The sequence below is a fragment of the Leptospira neocaledonica genome (assembly GCF_002812205.1).
In the GTDB taxonomy this organism is placed as follows: Bacteria; Spirochaetota; Leptospiria; order Leptospirales; family Leptospiraceae; genus Leptospira_B; species Leptospira_B neocaledonica.
Map to the genome: position 1 here is coordinate 247,804 of NZ_NPEA01000001.1, position 20,284 is coordinate 268,087.

A 20,284-nucleotide genomic window follows, 5' to 3' on the forward strand; every position below is an offset into this window, starting at 1 on the left:
CTTGGCTTTTGAGTTAGGTCTTGTATTTTCTCCCAAGCTGGATTTAGCCTTAGGCGTCCTGACACTCATCGCAGTTTCAGGGATGGGTTTCTTTTTTTATTGGGAAGTACTACGCCCGTACGCCGCCAAAACACGCCCCGGTCAAATGGACCCTCCTGAAGAAGGAGATACCTACGAAATCGTAGTTCCGGAAAGCACCAGATTTTATAAATTTTCAGTAGGTCAAGTCTACGGAGACATCCCTACTCTTTGCAAATCTATCCAAGACGAACATCTAGTATTCGTATTAAAAAAAGGGAAAGATACGGAAGATTATGATATTCTAATTAATCGTTCCGGCCCTGCAATTATGAAACCTCCTCGTATGCAACATTTTGCCAAAATGGAATCCCAGGAAAAATTGGAAAGCCACGAGATCATAGGACAAACTGCCTCTTTTAGGATTTCCGACAAGATCATTAAGGATCGTATGACCCAATACTTTGAGATAGGCATTACTTCTAACTTCTTTATGAATAAGTTAGGAAAGGAAAGAATGAGATTTATATTTTCCGTCCAAAAGATTCATCCTGGACTTGCCACTCGATCTAGAGATAAAAAAGGACTCTATTCATTCGGAAAAGAAAGGTCTTCTGAAGAAGATTAAGAGATCTTTTTAAAATGGATCTTTGCTCCACCCGTATCCGGAGAAAGACGCAATAACTTGCAAGGGATCCCAGACTTTTCGGAAAATTGTTTTGTAAGTTCCGAGAATTTTTTCTCTAGTCTTTTGGAGTCCTTTCTTCTAGTATAAACAAGAACAGCAGGCCCACTTCCGGAAAGAGAAACTCCTATCGAAAATTTTTGGATCTCTTCAACCAAGGGTAAAAGTGGAAATTCGGAATTCATTCTATAAGGAGTATGGATCTTATCTTCCAATGCTCTCTTTAAAAGTCCAGGTTCTCCTGAATCTAGAAATTCCCACCAAGTAGACATTCTACTCATATTAAATATAATATCAGAGACCGGATATGTATCCGGAAGGCATTTCCTGGAATGATTGGTCGCAATCTCCAATTCAGGAATAAGAAAGAAACAATGTACATTCTTAGGGAACTTTTTCTTAAAATAGTAAAGTTTATCTTCTGCAAAATAGGAGAAAACAAATCCACCTAAATAGGCAGGAGTTGTATTATCAGGATGCCCTTCTAATAAAGCGAGTTGGTATAAGAATTCGGACTCACTCGGAAGTTTTGTATCCGGAAAATATATACTTTGTGCAAACCTTGCAGCAGAAAATCCGGCGACTACAGCACTCGCGCTGGAACCTAAACCACCTTTTAATGGGAGCCCCAGTTCCATAGTTACAGAATAAGGAACCGGAGAAGCACTCGACTTCTGCGAAGATACAAATACTGAAAAATATGTTTTATAAGATTGTAAAACTAGATCCTCGTCATCCGTAAACACAGGAGCTGAAGATCCTTTGATCTTTCTTGTGAACTCGGAAGTTTTTCCGAATTCAAAACTGAATTCATTATAAATTTGAAAGGCCAATCCCAATAGATCGAAACCAGAACCTAAATTAGCGGAAGTTCCGGGGACCTTGATCTGGAATTTGTATTTTGGAGTGCTCATCTAACAGAGTATCCGGATTTTCTGCCATCTTTTGGGAAATTCTCCGATCGTCATTTGCTTTTCTAAAACAAAAAGAATTCTGATTTGCGCATAGGTTCCGGGAAGAAAGAATGTTCGCGTATGCATTTTGCCTGGTCCGACGCTCTGGTTTTATTTTTCTATTTTGGGATCGTTCTCTATTCCGGTTATAAATCCGGACGTAAAAGTTCGGAATCCAAGGAATTCTTCTTAGCGAACAGATCTCTTTCTTGGGTTCCACTTTCACTTTCCATTGTAGCGACGGAAACCTCTGCATTGACCTTTCTTTCCGTTCCAGGAATCGCTTATTCAGGAAACTTTACATTCTTACAAGTGGTGTTCGGTTATATTTTGGGAAGAACCGTAGTTGCTTTATTTCTTATTCCACTCACCTACCATCATAATTTTCTCTCGGTCTACGAATGGGTTGGGACCAGATTTGGAAGAAGATCCCAAAAGACAATGTCAGGTCTATTTTCCGTGACTCGAATTTTAGGAGATGGAGTCAGACTTTATGCATCCACACTTCCGGTGGCGATGTTACTCGAGTTAGGACTTCCTAAAATTTTACCCTATTCGTTTACTCAATATTCGATTGGAGTTTGGACCTTAATTATCGTAACCCTGATTACCGTTTTATATACGATGCAAGGTGGATTCAGATCGGTTGTTTGGGTGGATACATTACAATACTTTGTATATGTATTCGGAGGAGTATTTGCATTAGTTCTTTTATACCAATCGAGTCCAGAACCTCTAACAATCCTTTCTTCTGCTTGGGAAGAAAACAAACTGAAAGTTCTAGAATGGGAGAATAGTTCTGCGACTTATTTTATGCCTTGGGCCGTGCTTGGCGGGGCCTTGCTCAGCTTAGGAACCCATGGTGCGGACCAAATGTTTATCCAAAGGTCACTTGCTGCAAGGAATGTAAAAGATGCACAAAAAGCAATGATCAGTTCCGGAATTGCGGTATTCTTTCAAATGATCCTATTCTTAGCGATTGGGACTTTCTTATTCTATAAGTTTAATGGGCAGACAATCGCACAAGACAAGGTATTTTCTAAATTTCTAATAGAAGAAGTTCCTGCCCCATTTTTAGGACTTTTACTTTCCGGAATATTAGCATCTACAATGTCCACATTATCCAGTTCCATAAACTCCTTATCTTTAACTGCGAAAGCGGATTTCGGTTGGAATTTAGGAGGACAGAAATTATCTTCTCTATTCTTCGGGATTCTACTTTTTTTCAGTTCCTTCTTCTTTTTCTCCCTTCCAGAAAATTATACAAAGGGGCTTTTGGAATTGGGATTAAAGATCTCATCGTTCACTGTGGGTTCTATGGTAGCGGTCTTTTTAACAGAAGTGATCCCATTCTTAAGGAAAAGAATTACCGTTTCCGATCTGGGACTCGCTCTTTCTTTAGCTGGTTCAATTTTGGTGACTGGGATTTTCGGAACTGTAAAAAACTATAATTTTACAGTTCTTGTTCCTCTCGGAATGATACTATTCTGGACTTTGGCTTTAATCGCAGGATTTATTTTTCCGAGCCGGAAACAATAGAATCCATAAAAGAAGTCAGGATTTTACGAAATTCTTCCGCCTTAGTGAAATGGATATAATGATCTCCGCCAGGAATGGTCTCAAATTTGGCGTTCGGGAAATATTCTAAACTTACGATCTTATCGCTTGTATAAAAATATTCAGAGTCCCCTCCTATAATAAACAGTACCTTTCCAGAATATTGTTTGTCGGTGCCGGAAAATTCGGATTGGAACATATTTTTAGAACGGGAGATCGCATCCACATTCAGTTTCCAGCGATATTCTCCGGATTCCGTTCTATCCAAATTCATGAGTAAAAAATTCCGGATAAACGGATTTGGAACAAACTGAGATGTCGCAGAATCTATCTCTTGCCTATTCTTAAATTTAGAAAGATCCGTTCTTAAAACTGCAAGTTCCCCTTCGTATTTGAATTCATAGTCTCTGGGGGCGATATCCTGAATGATCAAATCTCCTACCTTCTCAGGATATCTAAGAGCAAATGTCATTGCAACGAGTCCACCCATGGAATGACCGAGTAGGATTACTTTAGTCAGTCCATGATCTTCCAAAAATTCTTTAATATCTTCTGCCATTGCACTCAGAGAATGTTCCGAAGAATGTGGAGAATCTCCATGGTTCCTAAGATCCAGGCTATATACTTTGGAATAATGGCTTAAAAAATCGGAAACACTTACCCAGTTTTTAGAAGAACCAAATAGTCCGTGTAATATTAAGATAGGCGTAGATAAAGTAGCAGTTTCTTTAGCGGGATATTCTTTAAAGAAAAGTTTCACTTCTTTAAACATTCCTCTTCGATCACTCTGAGTTTTGAATAGAACTTCTTTCCGTATCTTGCAGGTAATTCTTGCACTTTATTCCTGAAATTTTTGAGCCCTGATTCCTTGGGAAGTTTCGAATCACATACCAAGGTTTCTCTATCCTTGGAAAAATGAAGAAGTCGTTTTTCTAAATGAGTGGAGAAGATCGGCGCATAATTTCCATTCGGTTGCAATAGTAGATATTTTAATCTGCGGTTTTCTTCGTCCTGCAAAACACAAATTGGATCTCTTCCGCATCTGATCTCGGGTGTGTATTTTACAGCTAAGTATGCTGCAAAATCTCCGGGTTTGGAGTTTGGATAAGCTTCTGCAACTTTCCAAAAAGTTTCCGGCCTGACTTTTAGTTTTGAACCTTCCGGCGCGTTAGAAAGAGTGTCCGTCCAAATTCCTGTTTTGGAATATACTCCAAGTTCTGTAGGATTGTTCTTCAGAAGATCTTCTAACTTTTGTTTGGATTTAAATCTGTATTCCGGGGATTGTAAAACTTCTGCGTATCTTTGAAGGACCACCAACCTACGGATCTTTAGGAACAAATACTCGTTTCCTTGGAAAATAGGACCTTCTTCTATTTTTGTTAGATAAGTAAAAACGGATTCTAACTCGTTCGGCCCTGAATCTTGGTAGAGAAGTTTTTCGATGGCCTTAGTAATGACAGGATAACTTCCCTTGCTTCCCATTCTAAATAAAGAACGGGAATCCACCCAACCTGTGAGTCCATCCTTGTCTGTAAGTAATTGAAATTTGGAATCTGCTTCTTTCTGGTTTTCAGAAGAAAGTATCTCGCCAAAGGAAAGTTTGCGCAGGACTTCCGATTTTTTTTCCGGGAACAGATAAAGTTCCGTTCCCGGATCTAAAACGATGTACTGTTTTCTGCCTTGAGCAGAAAGGGAGAATGTACAGCTCGCGATCAGTATGAGATATACTAACCGTCGCAAATACATTCTTTTAACGGGAAAAGTCCCTTACCATTTCGGAGATTCTTGCGACACCTTTTTTGATATCTTCTTCTCCCATCGCGTAAGATAGACGAAGCGCATTATCATCCCCAAATGCAATCCCTGGAACTGCAGCTACTTTGTATTTATCCAAAAGTTGGGCGCAGAATAATTTGCTCTTACTTGTTTCGGAACTTGCAGCTTGTAGTTTTCTGAAACCGTCAGTTTCATAAGCTCCTGTCAAGTAAGGGAATACATAGAATGCACCTTGAGGAACATTCACTTCTACCCCCGGGATCTCATTTAAAAGTCCTACGATCAGGTCTCTTCTCTTTTGGAATGCTTTGGCCATCTCGCCTACACAAGCCTGGTCTCCAGTCAGCGCAGCTTCTGCGGCAGCTTGGGAGATAGAAGAAGGATTGGATGTGGACTGACTTTGAATGGTATCCATGTTCTGGATAATATGCAAAGGTCCGGCGCCATAACCGATCCTCCAACCTGTCATGGAGTATGCCTTGGACACTCCATTTGCAACGAACGTAAGTTCTTTTAATTCGGGAGAAAGCATTGCCAGATTCGAAAATTGGAATCCGTCAAAAACGATACTCTCATAGATATCGTCGCTTAAAACCATGACCTTATGTTTTAAGATCACTTCTCCTATCGCTTCTAATTCCTTTCTGGAATAAGCAGAACCGGTTGGATTGGATGGAGAATTTAGAACCACTACCTTGGTTTTAGGTGTGATCGCTTTCTCTAATTGTGCAGGAGAAATTCTGAAATTGTCTGCTTTGGTCGTCGGAACAATGACTGCCTTACCTTCTGCCAGACGTACTATATCCGCGTAGCTTACCCAATAAGGAGCCGGGATCACAACCTCGTCTCCAGGATTTAAGGTAGCTAAGAAGAAATTATAGATAACCTGCTTACCGCCTGTTCCTACAATGATCTGATTTCTGGAATATTCTAGTCCATTATCTCTTTTAAATTTAGTGATGATTGCGTCTCGGAGTTCCACCGTACCAGAAACGGCAGTATAACGTGTCTGGCCCTTATCGATCGCTTTTTTAGCAGCCTCTTTAATATGAGCCGGTGTCTCGAAGTCAGGTTCTCCTGCTCCGAAACTAACGATATCTTCGCCTTTCTTTTTTAGTTCTGCCGCCTTAGCGCTGATTGCTAGGGTGGGTGAAGGCTCGATTACATCTAGCCTTCTTGCGTTCCATTCCATTTGGACCTCTCTTTTTATTTAAGCTCCGACTTTTTCTTCGAGGGATTCTCTGAATTGGTCTAGAGTATATATTTCGTATTCGTAACCTTGTTCCGTAAGGAAAAGTTGTCTGTTCTGACCGAATCTTTCTTCGTTCGTATCTCTCGAAATCAAAGAATAGAAAACTGCAGTATTATCCTCGCCTTTCGGTCTTAAGATCCTGCCCAAACGTTGTGCCTCTTCCTGACGAGAACCGAAGGTTCCGGAAACCTGGATTGCGATATTTGCATCCGGTAAGTCGATGGAGAAGTTTGCAACTTTACTCACAACCAGAGACTTGATCCTACCCGATCTGAACGCATCGTACAATTCCTGTCTTTCTCCCAAAGGAGTTTTTCCTGTAATAAGTGGAATTTTGAACGTTTTAGAGATCTCTTCCAACTGATTGATGTACTGTCCGATCACAAGTAAATGCGACTCTGAGTGCTTCTTCATGATCATTCCGATTGCTTTTAACTTCTCCGGATTTTCGGAGGCTAAACGGAACTTCTCCCTATCATCTGCGATAGAATATCTCATACGAAGATCGTCTTCCATAGAAACACGGATCTCTTTACATTTTGCTTCCGCAATCCAGGATTTACTTTCCAGTTCCTTCCAAGGCACATCGTACTTTTTAGGTCCGATCAAACTGAATACATCCTCTTCCAACCCGTCTTCTCGAACTAGGGTTGCTGTGAGTCCCAATCTTCTTTTTGCCTGTAATTCGGAAGTCATTCTGAATACAGGAGCAGGAAGTAAGTGAACCTCGTCATAAACGATCAGTCCCCAGTTATTTGCGCTGAATAGATGGAAGTGGGTGAAGTCCCCGCCTTTTTTCTTTCTATGAGTAAGAATATTATAGGTAGCGATTGTGATCGGTTTGATCTCTTTCACTTCTCCGGAGTATTCCCCGATATCAGATTCTGGAATATCAGTTTTGTCTAAAATTTCGTTTTTCCACTGACGGATAGAAAGTGTGTTTGTGACCAGGATGAGAGTTTCGGCTCCCACGATCTGCATCACACCAATACCTACGATCGTTTTACCGGCACCGCAGGGAAGAACCACTACTCCGGATCCACCTTCGTTTCCACCACCAGCATGGAATACTTCCACGGAGGCTCTTTGGTAGTCTCTCATTCCGAACTTTCTACCGGACTTGGTAGTTGGTCTTAGGTTGAATCCGTATTTGTTTCCTTCGTCGTAACCAGCAAGGTCCTCTACAGGGAAACCGATCTTGATCAGAGCCTGTTTGATATGGCCTCTGAATTCTTTTTTGATATAGATCTTATCGTTCTCAGTCTTTTCTATATAAGGCTGGACCGCTCTATGATTGGAGATCTCTTGCAAAAATCCTTTTTCATTGGAGATGATACAAAGATCTCCATTCTCTTCCTTAACTAGTTTTACTTTTCCGTATCTTCCGATCTGTTCTTTGATCTCATTGACTACGTTTTTCGGAACGGAGTATCTAGAATATTTTTCCAAACATTCTACGATCTCGTCTGCACTCATCTTGATAGATGCGGCGTTCCACAAGGAAAGAGGAGAAATTCTATAAGTGTGTAGATATTCGGGACTTTTTTCCAATTCCGCGAATTTGGATACGACTAACTGACAGGCTTCGAATTCAGGATTGTCCACCTCTAAAAGCATAGTCTTATCACTTTGAACGATTAACGGTTTACTCACGGCGTGGAATCTCCCCTAAAACTTAGACTGAAAATGACCCCCTCCTTGTCAAGAAGAAAGCGATTATAAGGCCGAATCATAACGATCTCACCAAAATCCTGAATTCTCCGAAGGCTTCGGAGTGTCCTTTTAGCTCTTTTAGATCCTGTCCGGACAAGAGTGCATTGCCGGGAGAGCTGCAAGGTTCGACTGCGATCGCAGAACGATCCGGTTTTGTATAAATCTGATAATAATTTAATGGAATTTGTCCTTCTTCCGGCGGAGGACTTAAGACCGTGATGGAGTATCTTTTGGTTCCATTTTCCAAAACTACTCTAGGTTCTTTTCCGTAGAATAAATGATCTAGGTTCGGGATCTTTTCCCCTTCTAAAATGGAAGAGATTGGATTGGAAAGAAATGGTTGGATCGGAACTAAGTTCTCTCCTAATTCCAAATTTTTGTCCAACTTAAGTTGTAGTTTCCATTCTTCATTATTTTTTCCTAAATTTATATAAGGATGATATCCGTAGGCGAATCGGATAGAATCAGACCTTAAATTATTAAATCTAGTCTTCACACTTAGAAGAGTCCCGGAAGAAGTCTCTTCGATTGAATATTCTTCTCGAATGGCGACACCTGAAAGCGGAGAATCCTTCCATTCTTCCGGAAAAATTACTCTGAACTCCGCACCCTTTTGGTTATTCTTGAGTTTCAAAAGTTTTCTCTCTAGAGAATGTACCAACCCATGAACCGGAAATCCGTTGGAATCTCGGACCAGTTCCTTAGCATTCCACTCTTTAGCATTCAGTATAAATTCCTGGGAAGCATGTCGATTCACCCAAGGGAACATGAGAAAATTACCGGATTCGAATATACTTAGATTTTTATCATAAGGTAGAATAATCGGAATAATTTCCTTGGTAATTGGATGGGTCCAGTCCCAAGAAAACCATTGGATACCGTCGGTCAAAAAACTAGAATTCTCTGTCCGAAATTCATACATTGCGGGAAGGAGGTTGGGAAAACTAGCTGAGAGGGAAAGTAAAAAACGAATCTGAGACTTTTTTTTGGACACCAAACAGAAAGGAAAGGAATTGAAGCGATACCGAGGCCTCCCAAAATGGGACATGAGGCTTGCTGATGAAGTTCCTATTCCACAAATCCATTCTATTTGTATTAGGAATTTTGTTCTTAAGCCAATGTTTGTTCCTTTCTATCCCGAATCAGACATCTCCTATTCCTAAAGAAAAACTAGTCACTGGTTCTTCTACAGAAAGCCCGGATAAAATATTACTTATTCCTATCGAGGGTGAAATCTCCGACAAAAAATCCTCGGGTGGACTTCTATCCGGAGACAAGGACAGTATCGTTAGCAGGGTCAAAACCTATTTGTCGATGGCCTCAAGAGATCCTGAGATCAAGGGAGTGATCTTAAAAATTGATTCTCCCGGCGGATCGGTTACAGCTAGTGATCTAATTCATCATGAAATTTTAGAATTCAAAAAGAAGAAGAATGTGCCTGTCCTTTCTCTGTTCATGGACACCGCTGCTTCCGGCGCATATTATCTAAGTATGGCCACCGATCATATCCAAGCTCATCCTACTACAATTACCGGCTCTATTGGAGTTCTTAGATTCGGGATCAATGTTAAGGAAGCATTGGACAAGTTAGGTATTAAAAGTAGCACAATCCGTTCCGGTCCGAATAAAGCTACAGGAAACCCGGTGGAAGAATTTACTCCAGAACAAAAGAAGGTTTTCCAAGACATTATCATGGAGAACTACGAAAGATTTTTAAACATTATCAAAAAAGGAAGGCCTAAATTAAAGGAAGCAGAGTTGAGAAGATTGGCTGACGGAAGAATTTACTCTGCAAACCAAGCCTTAGAAACTGGCCTTATAGATTCTATAGGGTATTTCGAAGATGCTGTTGTCCAAGTGACCAAACTTCCTGGTTATAAAGCTTCTTCTCCTTTGACACCAAGAATCGTATTCTATTCTTATAAAGGAGTTCAGCCGGAAAACTTCTACCAAATAGATAGTGATACCGGACCTGGTCCTACACTTTTGGAATCCTTATTACCTTTCCGAATTTCTCCGGATCATAAATTGCATTATCTATTTTCACCCGAATAAGGTTTTTATAAAAAAATTCTAAGATGCTTTTTAATTCCCTTCCCTATCTAGCTTTATTTTCACTTACTTTTTTATTGTATTGGAGTCTCCCGCAAAAAGGAAGAAAACCTTTACTCTTAGTTTCTTCCCTTCTTTTCTATTTTTACTCGGGTGCTGCATTCTCGATTCACTTTTTACTAGTGATCGCAGTGAACTTTTATTTTTCACTCAAACTTTGGGAGAATAAAAGAGAAGGAAAATCCACATCTAAACTTTTGGCCTGGATCATCGTTCTCAATTTTGTGAACCTAGCGTTCTTCAAATATTTCTATTTCTTTCTAGATTCACTGGACTTCTTCACTGGTTCTTTGCAATTTTCCGAATTCGGAAAAGGGATACATATCCCTCTTCCACTCGCTATCAGTTTTTATACATTCCAGTTGATCGCGCTACAGGTGGATATTCATAGGGACCATGTTCCGGAAAGGATTTCTGCATTAGATTATTTCTTATTCATTCTATTCTTCCCTCAGTTGATCGCAGGACCGATCATGAGAACTACTGACTTTCTTCCGAAATTGGACAAACCTGCTATCGATTTCAATCGAGTACAATGGGGAATTTTCCTTATTCTTTCCGGTTTATTTAAAAAGGTAGTGATCGCTGATAATATTTCGGGTATCATCTCGGGGATTTACCAACATCCGGGTGAGTATAATTTTTTCAGTTTGTATCTAGTAACATTCGGATTTGCCTGCCAGGTATATTGTGATTTCAGCGGTTATACCGATATGGCAAGAGGTTCCGCATACTTGCTTGGTTACGAGATCCCTGAAAACTTTAGAGGGCCTTTCCTTTCTCCAAGCTTCAGAGAGTTCTGGGGACGCTGGCATGTTACCTTATCCACTTGGCTCAGAGATTATCTCTATATTCCTCTCGGTGGAAGCAGAGGTGGTTTCTGGAGAACCCAAGGAAATTCCATGATTACAATGACCCTGGGAGGTCTATGGCATGGAGCAAACTTCGGCTATGTGATTTGGGGTGCTTATCTAGGTTTGATCTTGGGAGTAGAAAGATTTTTCTCTCCCGGTGATCCTAAAAAGGAAGAAGAACCAAGAGGCTGGAAACGTTTTTGGAAAGTAGCGTTGATCGTTCATTTATTTGCGATCTCAGGTATCTTCTTCCGGACTGCAGCCGCAGGTAAAAATTCGCTGAGTTTAGCTTGGGACTACTTTACAGGTTTCTTAAATATTATAGGCGGAAAGGCATTGGTCCGCTGGGAAGAATTGGCTGCATTTATTTTATTCACCTTCCTTTGGAATGCGGTTCAATATTACCCAAGCATAAGAGAAAAAATACAGATCCGATTCCGCTGGTTATTACCTTCTTTCTCCATCATTATACTTTTATTAATGGGTATATTCGGGGACGGAGGCGGAGAATTTATTTACTTCCAATTTTGAGAATATTTCCGGTTTGCCTTTCGCAAGCCTTAAGCGGATTTTGGAAGTAAAACAGATTAGAAACTCGTAAATTATGTGTTTCTTTTTCCGGGATTTTCCAATGAAAGTTATACTAGCGATTCTAAGAATACTTGTACTTCTTTCTTTTTCCATTGGATGTTTTCCTCCATCTTGGATCAGGCAGCTTCCCGAAAAACCTGAATCTTCCAGCGATATAACCCTGAAGGGGATCTACGGTAAAAAACTTCCTCCCTTCTCTCCTTTCACTTCTGTGACCTATAAGGAAAAACAATCCGAAAGATTAGAATTTTCCCATTCAGAAAAATCTTTCCAAAAGTACTACTTGAGGGAGATCGAAGAAAAAGGAGAAATTCGTCGAATCAAAATAGAAGGATCCGGGAAATATGAGTCCAGAGGAAATTGGCTTCTACTTACCACACAAAAGATCAAAAAAGAAGAATCCATTTGGAAAGATGGAAAACAAATATCCGGCCCTGAAATAAATTTCCTGGAAACTTCTCACAAACTATTGTATCATTACGATCCTTCTAGTGATTCCTTAATTTCTATGATCTATGAATCCGGATACAGAGAAAAACCTTTCGGCGTAGTGGAAGGCACAAATACACCTTATGCGGAAGACGAATTATTTCGGATTTCTCGCAGGAATTATTCCAAGAAGGAATACCAAGGCCATGCCTATTTTAAGGTAAGATGAGAAGTTCCACTACGATCAAACAGTACATGAAGGATGCCTGGCCGATCTTGATCGTGCTAAATCTTTCTATTCTGGGCTGTTTAGGAATAGGACTTAAATTTTATACTCCACCTGTACGAGTTCCGATCGTTTTACTTCTGGTTTGTTGTTTTACATTATTCATTAATTTTTCTGCATTCGTTTTGTTTCTAACGGAAAGGATATTACCTAAAGAGCAGGAATTCGGAAAGATCATCAAACGTTTCCGCCGAGGAGACAGTAGAATGCAAAACTATGTTCTTCCTCTGGATTATGTGGATGAAAACTATGAGATCCGCGGAAGATGTATGACTTACAATCCCATCGGCGGAGACTTCTACAATTTTTTAAAAGACAAAGAAGGAAATTATTGGATGGGAATCGGAGATACCTCTGGGCATGGGTATGTGGCTGGTCTATTTAGCCTAATGATCATGAACCAAATGAGCCATCTGATTCATAAATTTGAAACTCCTCATGAGATTATCGACCAAATGCTGGAACATTTGGAAGAAAGAACAAACACTTATCCGCATATCCACAGAAGTTTATATGCTACTTTCCTTTTGATGAAGGCGGACGAAAAAGGAAACTTTTACCATTCTGGAATCCACCCGAGTCTAGTTTTATACAAGAGTAAAGAAGACAAAACGTATGTGGTAAGTACAGACGGCAAATTCCTTTCCACAGTGATGAATTCTCCGCTTAAAAAACCGAAACTTTCTCAAAGTTTTAAGATGGATAGGGATGACATTTTATTCTGTTTTACGGATGGTCTATTCGAACAAAAAAACAGAAGTATTGGCGGATACTACGGAGAGAACTTATATAAATTTTTGGAGACCGCTCCTAAAAAGAATATTCGTAAACTTATAGACGATCTTTTTTTCGACGTTGTGAAACATACCGGCGGAAGAATACAGGACGATATGAGCCTTATGGTAATCAGAAAATTTTAAGGTCCTAATTTACTCTTGAATAAAGAGAATAAATCCGCAATTCTGTAAGAATGGACCATGAATATTGGGTCGTAAGGCTTTCAGGAATCCTACTCTGGAATGAGAGAGATATTCGTAAAATTTTGAGGGTTGTTTCCGATAGCAGTCTTGTCACAGGACTTACGGAAGAAGAGACACTGGACTTTTTACAATACGGCTTTGAAGAAGAGATACAATCCTTAAAAGAAACGTATGACTGGACCCAATTCAAAAAACGACTAGTTTCCAAACTTTCCAAAAGAGAAACAAAGGCACCGGGCCTTTCCATTTTACATCCGGATTTAATAGAAGAAGATTAATCCTTTTACAAGTTCCCATGATCTACTTCGAGGGAGAGAACTATCATTTTCTATTTTGTAATCCGGACTCCGTAGCAAGAGTACATTCTAAAATTTCTCCTTTTTACGATTTTCCAGTCAGTGAAATTGAAGAACTTCCCTATCTATATTCACAACCCGCACTCATCCCGAAGTTTCTTTATGAATTGGAGTACGATCGTAAGACCACTCCAAGTTCTTCGATCGTAACCCCAGCTTATTTAAAATTAGCAAATGGTTTACTATATTCTGAAGATTCTAAATTTCCGAAGGAATCTGAGGAAATTTTCCAAGGATCTAAATACCCAATTCGCACGAACCCTTATCGAGTTGTAGGAGCGCCAAAGGGACCAATCCTCATCGTAAGAGAGAATCTACAAACCCAAATAGGAAGTATCCAAACTGGAAAGTTTAGGCTTCATAGAATATTCCGAAAAAGAATGTTTTCTACCAAATATCTTTCACTTAGAGATATAGTGAATCCGGAACTAAACGAAGAAGAGGTGACCAAAAAAATCGAAGAATTATATTTTGATCCGGAAAGTAAAACCTATCTATTTCGGTTGGTAAAAATCTTATACGCAGGAACTCCCACAGAAGAACAGAACTTAGTTTCTAATCTATTTACATACGAAATTGAATTCGCTAAGTTTCTGAGAGATCGAATTTTCTCCATCGAGATACTTCCGCTTATACACGGGCCATTCTTAAATTCTATCTTAAATAAATTGGATGAAAGAATTTTAAAGTTTTCCGTTCCGAAACTTTCCCCTCCGGTTCGCAGAATGGTAGAGAGGAATGTTTCTAAAAATAAATGGAAACAGATCTTAGACGGTCCAAGCAAAAAGCCGGAGCCTGGAGAGTCATTTCCGGAAATTGTGGAAAAAGAAATATTCAGACGTTTTTCCAGAAGGATCTATTATGAAGAAGGGAATTTCCCAGTGTATAAGAGCCTGTCCGCAGTGGACTATAAGGATTCGGAGGAAGAGGAAACTTCTAAAACAGAAATAGAATTCGAAGCTGTCTTTGGAGAAAAATACAATTTAAATCGAACTTCTAACCAAATAGAATTGTACGCTGTCACAAAGGATAAAATTCTTCTACGAATTCTGAAATACATGGAGATTATAAGAATAGATATATATCTATCCAAAAAGGAAAGAGATCAGTATGAGTTTTTTAAAATTTCCGCGGATTCTATTTTAGAGATCCCTAAATATGATCAGGCAAAACTGATCATAGGAGCAGGCATCAATTCCGAAAGAAAACCCTTAGAATTTAGCCTGCTCTCTTTTTCGTACTAATTAAGATTCGGAAGTTAATATTCTTTTTACGGAATTTTTCCAAACTTTGATCTCTTTTTCTCTCAAACTAGAACTTAACTTTGGAGAAAATTCCTTACTAGTCTTTTGGTTCTTCTTCAGATCGTTTACGGAAGAATAAAAACCTCTTTCCAGTCCGGCAAGATATGCAGCACCTAAAACAGTGGTATCCAGATTCGATGGCCTTACGATCTTTTTTCCTAGAATATCCGCTTGGTATTGCATGAGCCAATTATTAGCAGTCGCTCCCCCATCCACTTTCAGGACTTTTAATTTGGAGCCTGTATCATTCTCCATCGCTTCCACTAATTCATAAGATTGTAATGCGATTGATTTTAAGGCAGCTCGAGTGATTTGTTCTTGGGTGGTATCTCTAGTCAGGCCTAGGATTGCACCTCTTGCGTTCATATCCCAATAAGGCGCCCCCAATCCGGAGAATGCAGGCACAAATACTACCTCATCCTCCTTGGTAACGGAAGAAGCCATCTTTTCGGATAGTTTGGATTCCTTAAAGAATCTGAGATTGTCCCTGAGATATTGGATTACGGCTCCTCCGATAAAGATAGAACCTTCTAAACAATAGACTGTTTTTCCTTCCGGTCCGCAGGCAAGAGTTGTGATCAGATTGTTTTTAGAAATTTGTAATTTGTTTCCTGTATTAAAAAGTAAGAAACATCCGGTTCCGTAGGTATTCTTTGCTTCTCCAGGTTCCGTACATAATTGTCCGAATAATGCTCCTTGCTGGTCTCCCACTAAAGAAGAGATCGGGATCCCGTCTGGAAGTCCTTTCACACCTTCTGTTCTTCCGAACAAACTACTAGAGTTATGAGTTTCAGGAAGGATCGCCTCAGGTATTTGTAAAATTTTTAATAGTTCCTTATCCCATTCTTTCTTTTCGATATTGAAGATAAGAGTTCTGCTCGCATTAGTATGATCCGTTTTATGGGATTTTCCCGCAGTCAAACGATACAATAAATAAGTGTCGATGGTCCCGAATAGAACCTTTCCTTTTTCTGCTTTTGCACGAACACCTTTTACATTGTCCAGGATCCATCTAATCTTGGTTCCGCTAAAATAAGCGTCTACGACAAGTCCTGTCTTTCTTCTGAATATAGGCTCTAAACCTTCTTTCTTTAATCCGGAGCAGAAGTCGGAGGTCCTACGACATTGCCAAACGATAGCGTTGTAAACAGGAGCGCCTGTATCTTTATCGAATAATACAGTGGTTTCTCTTTGGTTGGTAATTCCTATCGCTACAGCTTTTTCCGGCTTTAACTTTCCATTACGAATGGCTTTAAGGATGAGCTTTTCTGTTTTTGCCCAAATCTCTTCAGGGTCATGTTCTACCCAACCTGGTTTTGGAAAGTATTGTTTAAATTCGGAATAGGCGCTTGAGATCACGGTCCCGGATTTACTAAAACAGAATGTACGTATGCCGGTGGTACCGGCATCTATTCCGATGATATATTCACTCATTCGATATCTCCCTGATCGATTGAATTAAAGATTAAATTTGGATTTCCAGACCTTCTCTTGCCATGATGATCTCTAATTGGTTATCAGGATCAAACATTTCTTTGTATTTAATCGCACGCAGATATACTGCATCCAATTTTTCATCATCATAAGAAGGATCATGGTGAAACATTACTAATTTTTTAACATTGGCTCTAAGCGCAATATCCGTCGCCATGGAAGCAGTACTATGCCCCCAATCAATTTTCTGTAAGGACTCTTCGAAAGTATACTGGGTATCAAATACCAGAACGTCGGCTCCTCTGAAGTAGTTCAGATAATCTTCTATATTTTCCATCTCGTCCAAATTGAATTCGGCATCGGAGGCGAAGATCAGAGCCTTACCGTCTTCTTCGAACCTATAAGAAAAACTTCCGCCTGGATGTCGGACTGCTTTAGAGATCGCGGTAATTGAGTCAGTAACTCGGAAGGCTCTTCCCTCCGGAACATGGCGGAATGCTTTCTCAGCTTGGAAGCCGTCGAATGGAACCGGGAAATGAGTGAATGTATGTTGGTATCTCAATCTTTCTTCCAAATTTTCTACCGAACTCACGAACTCGAATTTATTGCCTGGAGTATATAAAGGAACGAAGAATGGGATTCCCTGGATATGATCCCAATGAGTATGGGTGAAGATCCAGATCGCCTTCCCTTTTCCGGAAGCGTACCCCTCATGTAAGATGGAGTTTCCCAGCTCTCGGAGTCCAGTACCTCCGTCTATAATAACAAGTTTATCTTCTTTGTCCCGGATTTCGATGCAGGTAGTATTTCCACCATACGTGCTCCAGTTGGAGAGTGCCAAGGAGTCCAAAAAATCTTCGATCGCCTCCGGACTTTGCAGGTCGGACGGAGACGCTAAGCTTAGTATCCTCAGGATTTTAGATCGAATCAGGTCTCCCTGAACGGGTGAAGAAATGGAGCCCCGCACTCCCCAGAATTTGATCCGCATACAGTTTTAAATATCGTCCGAAACCTTAAGTTTCGCTACAAAATCGAGCACTTAGTTTTGCCGAATCAGTAGTTTTTGCGAGCGATTTCTTATTTTATTTGAAATAGATTTAGATCAGATTTTGTTCTAAAAAAGAGTTTACCTCCTCTTTGCCACAAATTAGTCTATTGGCTCGGGTTCCCTCCCGGTTTGGAAATTTATTCTCAGTTTTCTGAGAAGATCCGTTGTTTTCTTAACCCGAGGATAGTCAGAGAAATAGAGATCGGAGCCACTCATTGGAAGGTTTTCAAACAGATGTGTCCCTAGAAGAGGGGTCTTGCGTAGTTAAGATCCAGGGGAATGTAAGCCTAAAGAACGCATTTGCGTTAAAAGAACTCATCATTCGCCAGTTTGACGAGGGTCATAAGGATATCATACTGGACTTTGAAGGAGATGTGTATCTAGACTCTTCCGGGATCGGCGCCATTTTTAATACCCAAAAGTACGTCACAGAAAGACATGGTCATCTGAAACTTAGAAACCTAAGTAGAGATGTGATGACTATTTTAAGGATCGCAAATCTAGACAAACACCTGGACATTATCCAATAAAACCACCTTCTCCACTTGTCTAAAGCCTATGTTGGAAGTTTTTAGGATCTACACTGACAGTCCTCTCCGAAATTTTACTTACCTAGTCAGAGAACCGAATTCTAAAAAAACACTTTCTATAGATCCCTATGATCCGGATCAGATTTCCAAAGTTTTGGAGAATAAATCCTGGAACCTCGACTATATTCTAAACACTCACGAACATAATGATCATACTTGCGGAAACGATGGACTAGTTTCCAAATATGGCGCTAAAGTTTTGGCTCATCCTGCTGGACTCGGAAAAATCCCCCATGCTTCTCACCCATTAGAAGAAGGAGAAAAAATTTTAGAAAGTCCGGATGGAAATTCTTATCTAAAAGTCATTTATACTCCCGGACATACATTCGCTCATATATGCCTTTTGCAGATAGAAAACGGATCAGCTTATGCGGTATTTACAGGAGATACGATCTTTAATTCAGGCGTGGGAAATTGCACTCGGGGTGGAGATCCTAAAACTCTATACGACACTGTCGTCCAGAAATTTAAAGAACTTCCGGGAAACGTTAGACTGTATCCAGGCCACGATTATCTTAAAAACAATCTGAAATTCAGTCTTTCTATAGATCCTAAAAATGAAGCCACCTCCTTAGCATTGTCCAAGGCGGAAAAACTAAAAGAAAACCAAGAATTTTGGACTACGACCTTCTCGGAAGAAAGGACATTCAATCCCTTCTTCCTCGTTTTTGACCCAAAAGAAAACTTAGTTTCCGGCATCCGAAACAAAATGCAAAATCTCTCTCTAACTTCCGATCCCCAAACCTTATTCATTGCACTCAGGTCTCTACGGGATAAATGGTAGAAGGTATTCTCCTTTCTTCTTTTTATTTTTCCGAATCCAGTACAAACAATATCTAATATTTTGTAATTCAGAGAGAATACTCTGTGAATTTTTGAGATTTATCCTAGGTTCTCTCCAAAAGAATTCTTTTCGTTTAGAAGTATCCCATTCTCCATTGAATTAACCGCATGAAAAAGTATGATATTCTCGTAATAGGCTCCGGAGGAGGAACAAAACTAGTCACTCCTCCTTCTAAACTTGGTTATAAGGTAGCAATCTTAGAAAAAGATCGTTTGGGGGGAACCTGCTTAAACAGGGGTTGTATCCCTTCTAAAATGCTCATCCATCCTGCGGAAATTTTAACCCAGGCAAAGGATGTTTCCAAATTCCAGTTAAACATTCCAGGTCCATTCTCCGTGGATTTTAAAACCTTGGTAGAAAGGGTCTCCGCTACTGTGGATGCAGACTCGGATAGTATCATCCCAGCTTATGAAAAAAACCCGAACATAGACTTTTATCCTCACGAAGGAAGATTCATAGAGAATAAGGTAGTAAAAGTAAACGGTGAACTTCTCACTGCGGATCGTATCTTTATCGCAGCGGGATGTAGACCTTCTATCCCTGATATTCCTGGTCTTGCTGGAACCCCCTATATGACAAGTAGAGAAGCACTCAGAAGAACGGAACTTCCCAAAAAACTCTTGGTCATTGGTGGAGGTTATATCGGCCTGGAACTGGGATTTGCTTATTCAGCCTTCGGTTCTAAAACCACTTTTATTGTTCGCAACAGAATGCTTTCCCATGAGGACAAGGATATCGTAGACGGTTTCGAAAAAGCATTTTCCAAAAGAGAAGATGTTCGTTTGGGAACAGAAGTGAAGAAGGTTGACTATCAAAATGGGATCTTCCGTTTAGAATGTAAAAATTCTAAGGAGACTTATATATTAGAAGGAGACGCATTACTCGTTGCCACAGGAATCAAACCGAATACGGATTGGTTGGATCTCCAACACACCGATATCCAAACTAATGAAAAAGGTTATATCAAAACCAACGAATATTTGGAAACCACTGCGGACGGAGTTTATGCCCTGGGAGATATTATCGGAAAATATTTTTTCCGACACTCAGTCAACTTTGAAGGAGAGTTCTTATTCAATTCTCTATATGTAGACAAACATAGAACCCCGGTCGAATATCCTCCGGTTCCCCACGCCGTATTCACTTATCCACAAGTAGCAGCTGTAGGAAAAACGGAGCAACAGCTAAAGGAAGAAGGTACCGAATATATCTCCGCAATCAATCCATATTCCAGCAGTGCTACCGGAATGGCTAGACTATCCGAAGACCAATTCGTCAAAATATTAGTAAGTCCTAAAACCAGAAAAGTACTCGGAGCCCATATAGTGGGGGAAGAGGCTTCTAACCTAATCCATCTTTTTATACTCCTGATGACGATGGGTGGGACTCTAGATGACTTGCTAAAGATGATTTATGTTCATCCCGCTTTGCCTGAAATTGCAAGAAATGCTGCCAGGAAAGCAAGAGAAATCTTAAGCTCTTCCTGAAGCCAAAAGATTGTC

The 20,284-nt window shown here is 40.1% G+C and carries 19 protein-coding genes; 11 read left to right on the forward strand and 8 right to left on the reverse strand.

What is annotated here, in order from left to right; genetic code table 11:
• The first annotated feature begins 1 nt into the window (after position 1).
• Positions 2-646, forward strand: a complete 645-nt coding sequence (locus tag CH365_RS01115) for a hypothetical protein (protein ID WP_100766767.1) — start codon at positions 2-4, stop codon at positions 644-646.
• Here the strand turns inward: CH365_RS01115 and thrB are convergent.
• Entirely contained in the window at positions 643-1,617 is a 975-nt protein-coding gene (gene thrB / locus CH365_RS01120) for a homoserine kinase (RefSeq protein WP_100766768.1), read from the reverse strand. The genes CH365_RS01115 and thrB overlap by 4 nt on opposite strands.
• Before the next feature lie 120 nt (positions 1,618-1,737).
• Here thrB and CH365_RS01125 point away from each other — a divergent pair, with 120 nt between their 5' ends.
• On the forward strand, positions 1,738-3,195 hold the full coding sequence (locus CH365_RS01125; protein WP_100766769.1) for a sodium:solute symporter family transporter: 1,458 nt from the start codon (positions 1,738-1,740) through the stop codon (positions 3,193-3,195).
• Here CH365_RS01125 and CH365_RS01130 read toward each other — a convergent pair.
• The 5 genes from CH365_RS01130 to CH365_RS01150 form a co-directional block, all read right to left on the reverse strand.
• Positions 3,170-3,985, reverse strand: coding sequence for an alpha/beta fold hydrolase (locus tag CH365_RS01130; protein WP_100766770.1), 816 nt, complete (start codon positions 3,983-3,985; stop codon positions 3,170-3,172). The genes CH365_RS01125 and CH365_RS01130 overlap by 26 nt on opposite strands.
• Entirely contained in the window at positions 3,970-4,959 is a 990-nt protein-coding gene (locus CH365_RS01135) for a hypothetical protein (RefSeq protein WP_100766771.1), read from the reverse strand. The genes CH365_RS01130 and CH365_RS01135 overlap by 16 nt, the downstream gene beginning before the upstream one ends.
• Positions 4,960-4,963: 4 nt before the next feature.
• Positions 4,964-6,181, reverse strand: coding sequence for a pyridoxal phosphate-dependent aminotransferase (locus CH365_RS01140; RefSeq protein WP_100766772.1), 1,218 nt, complete (start codon positions 6,179-6,181; stop codon positions 4,964-4,966).
• 18 nt (positions 6,182-6,199) lie between these two features.
• Positions 6,200-7,894 carry a DNA repair helicase XPB gene (locus CH365_RS01145; protein WP_100766773.1) on the reverse strand — a complete coding sequence of 565 codons (1,695 nt, stop codon included), beginning with the start codon at positions 7,892-7,894 and terminating at the stop codon, positions 6,200-6,202.
• A gap of 76 nt (positions 7,895-7,970) precedes the next feature.
• Positions 7,971-8,843, reverse strand: a complete 873-nt coding sequence (locus tag CH365_RS01150) for an aldose epimerase family protein (RefSeq protein WP_100767012.1) — start codon at positions 8,841-8,843, stop codon at positions 7,971-7,973.
• A 170-nt stretch (positions 8,844-9,013) separates the two neighbouring features.
• Here CH365_RS01150 and sppA point away from each other — a divergent pair, with 170 nt between their 5' ends.
• The 6 genes from sppA to CH365_RS01180 all read left to right on the forward strand — a co-directional run bounded on the left by sppA (position 9,014) and on the right by CH365_RS01180 (position 14,806).
• Complete coding sequence (gene sppA / locus CH365_RS01155; RefSeq protein WP_100766774.1) at positions 9,014-10,009, forward strand: signal peptide peptidase SppA; 996 nt, start codon at positions 9,014-9,016, stop codon at positions 10,007-10,009.
• A 23-nt stretch (positions 10,010-10,032) separates the two neighbouring features.
• Positions 10,033-11,451 (forward strand): MBOAT family O-acyltransferase, encoded by a 1,419-nt coding sequence (locus tag CH365_RS01160; protein WP_100766775.1) that lies wholly within the window; start codon positions 10,033-10,035, stop codon positions 11,449-11,451.
• A 100-nt stretch (positions 11,452-11,551) separates the two neighbouring features.
• Positions 11,552-12,169, forward strand: a complete 618-nt coding sequence (locus CH365_RS01165; protein ID WP_100767013.1) for a hypothetical protein — start codon at positions 11,552-11,554, stop codon at positions 12,167-12,169.
• Positions 12,166-13,146 (forward strand): PP2C family protein-serine/threonine phosphatase, encoded by a 981-nt coding sequence (locus CH365_RS01170; RefSeq protein ID WP_100766776.1) that lies wholly within the window; start codon positions 12,166-12,168, stop codon positions 13,144-13,146. The genes CH365_RS01165 and CH365_RS01170 overlap by 4 nt, the downstream gene beginning before the upstream one ends.
• Before the next feature lie 50 nt (positions 13,147-13,196).
• Positions 13,197-13,484, forward strand: coding sequence for a hypothetical protein (locus tag CH365_RS01175; protein ID WP_100766777.1), 288 nt, complete (start codon positions 13,197-13,199; stop codon positions 13,482-13,484).
• 17 nt (positions 13,485-13,501) lie between these two features.
• Entirely contained in the window at positions 13,502-14,806 is a 1,305-nt protein-coding gene (locus CH365_RS01180) for a hypothetical protein (protein WP_100766778.1), read from the forward strand.
• Here CH365_RS01180 and glpK read toward each other — a convergent pair whose 3' ends face one another.
• The gene (gene glpK, locus CH365_RS01185; RefSeq protein ID WP_100766779.1) at positions 14,807-16,300 is read right to left on the reverse strand and encodes a glycerol kinase GlpK; all 1,494 of its coding nucleotides are present in this window, start codon (positions 16,298-16,300) and stop codon (positions 14,807-14,809) included.
• Positions 16,301-16,331: 31 nt separating this feature from the next.
• The gene (locus tag CH365_RS01190) at positions 16,332-17,288 is read right to left on the reverse strand and encodes an MBL fold metallo-hydrolase (RefSeq protein ID WP_100766780.1); all 957 of its coding nucleotides are present in this window, start codon (positions 17,286-17,288) and stop codon (positions 16,332-16,334) included.
• A gap of 275 nt (positions 17,289-17,563) precedes the next feature.
• Between CH365_RS01190 and CH365_RS01195 the strand changes: the two genes are divergently transcribed.
• The 3 genes from CH365_RS01195 to CH365_RS01205 all read left to right on the forward strand — a co-directional run bounded on the left by CH365_RS01195 (position 17,564) and on the right by CH365_RS01205 (position 20,269).
• A complete protein-coding gene (locus CH365_RS01195; RefSeq protein ID WP_100766781.1) occupies positions 17,564-17,878 on the forward strand; it encodes an STAS domain-containing protein in 315 nt (104 codons plus the stop codon).
• 28 nt (positions 17,879-17,906) lie between these two features.
• Positions 17,907-18,722 carry a hydroxyacylglutathione hydrolase gene (locus tag CH365_RS01200; protein ID WP_100766782.1) on the forward strand — a complete coding sequence of 272 codons (816 nt, stop codon included), beginning with the start codon at positions 17,907-17,909 and terminating at the stop codon, positions 18,720-18,722.
• Between the two features lie 167 nt (positions 18,723-18,889).
• A complete protein-coding gene (locus tag CH365_RS01205) occupies positions 18,890-20,269 on the forward strand; it encodes a dihydrolipoyl dehydrogenase (protein ID WP_100766783.1) in 1,380 nt (459 codons plus the stop codon).
• The last annotated feature ends 15 nt before the right edge of the window (positions 20,270-20,284 follow it).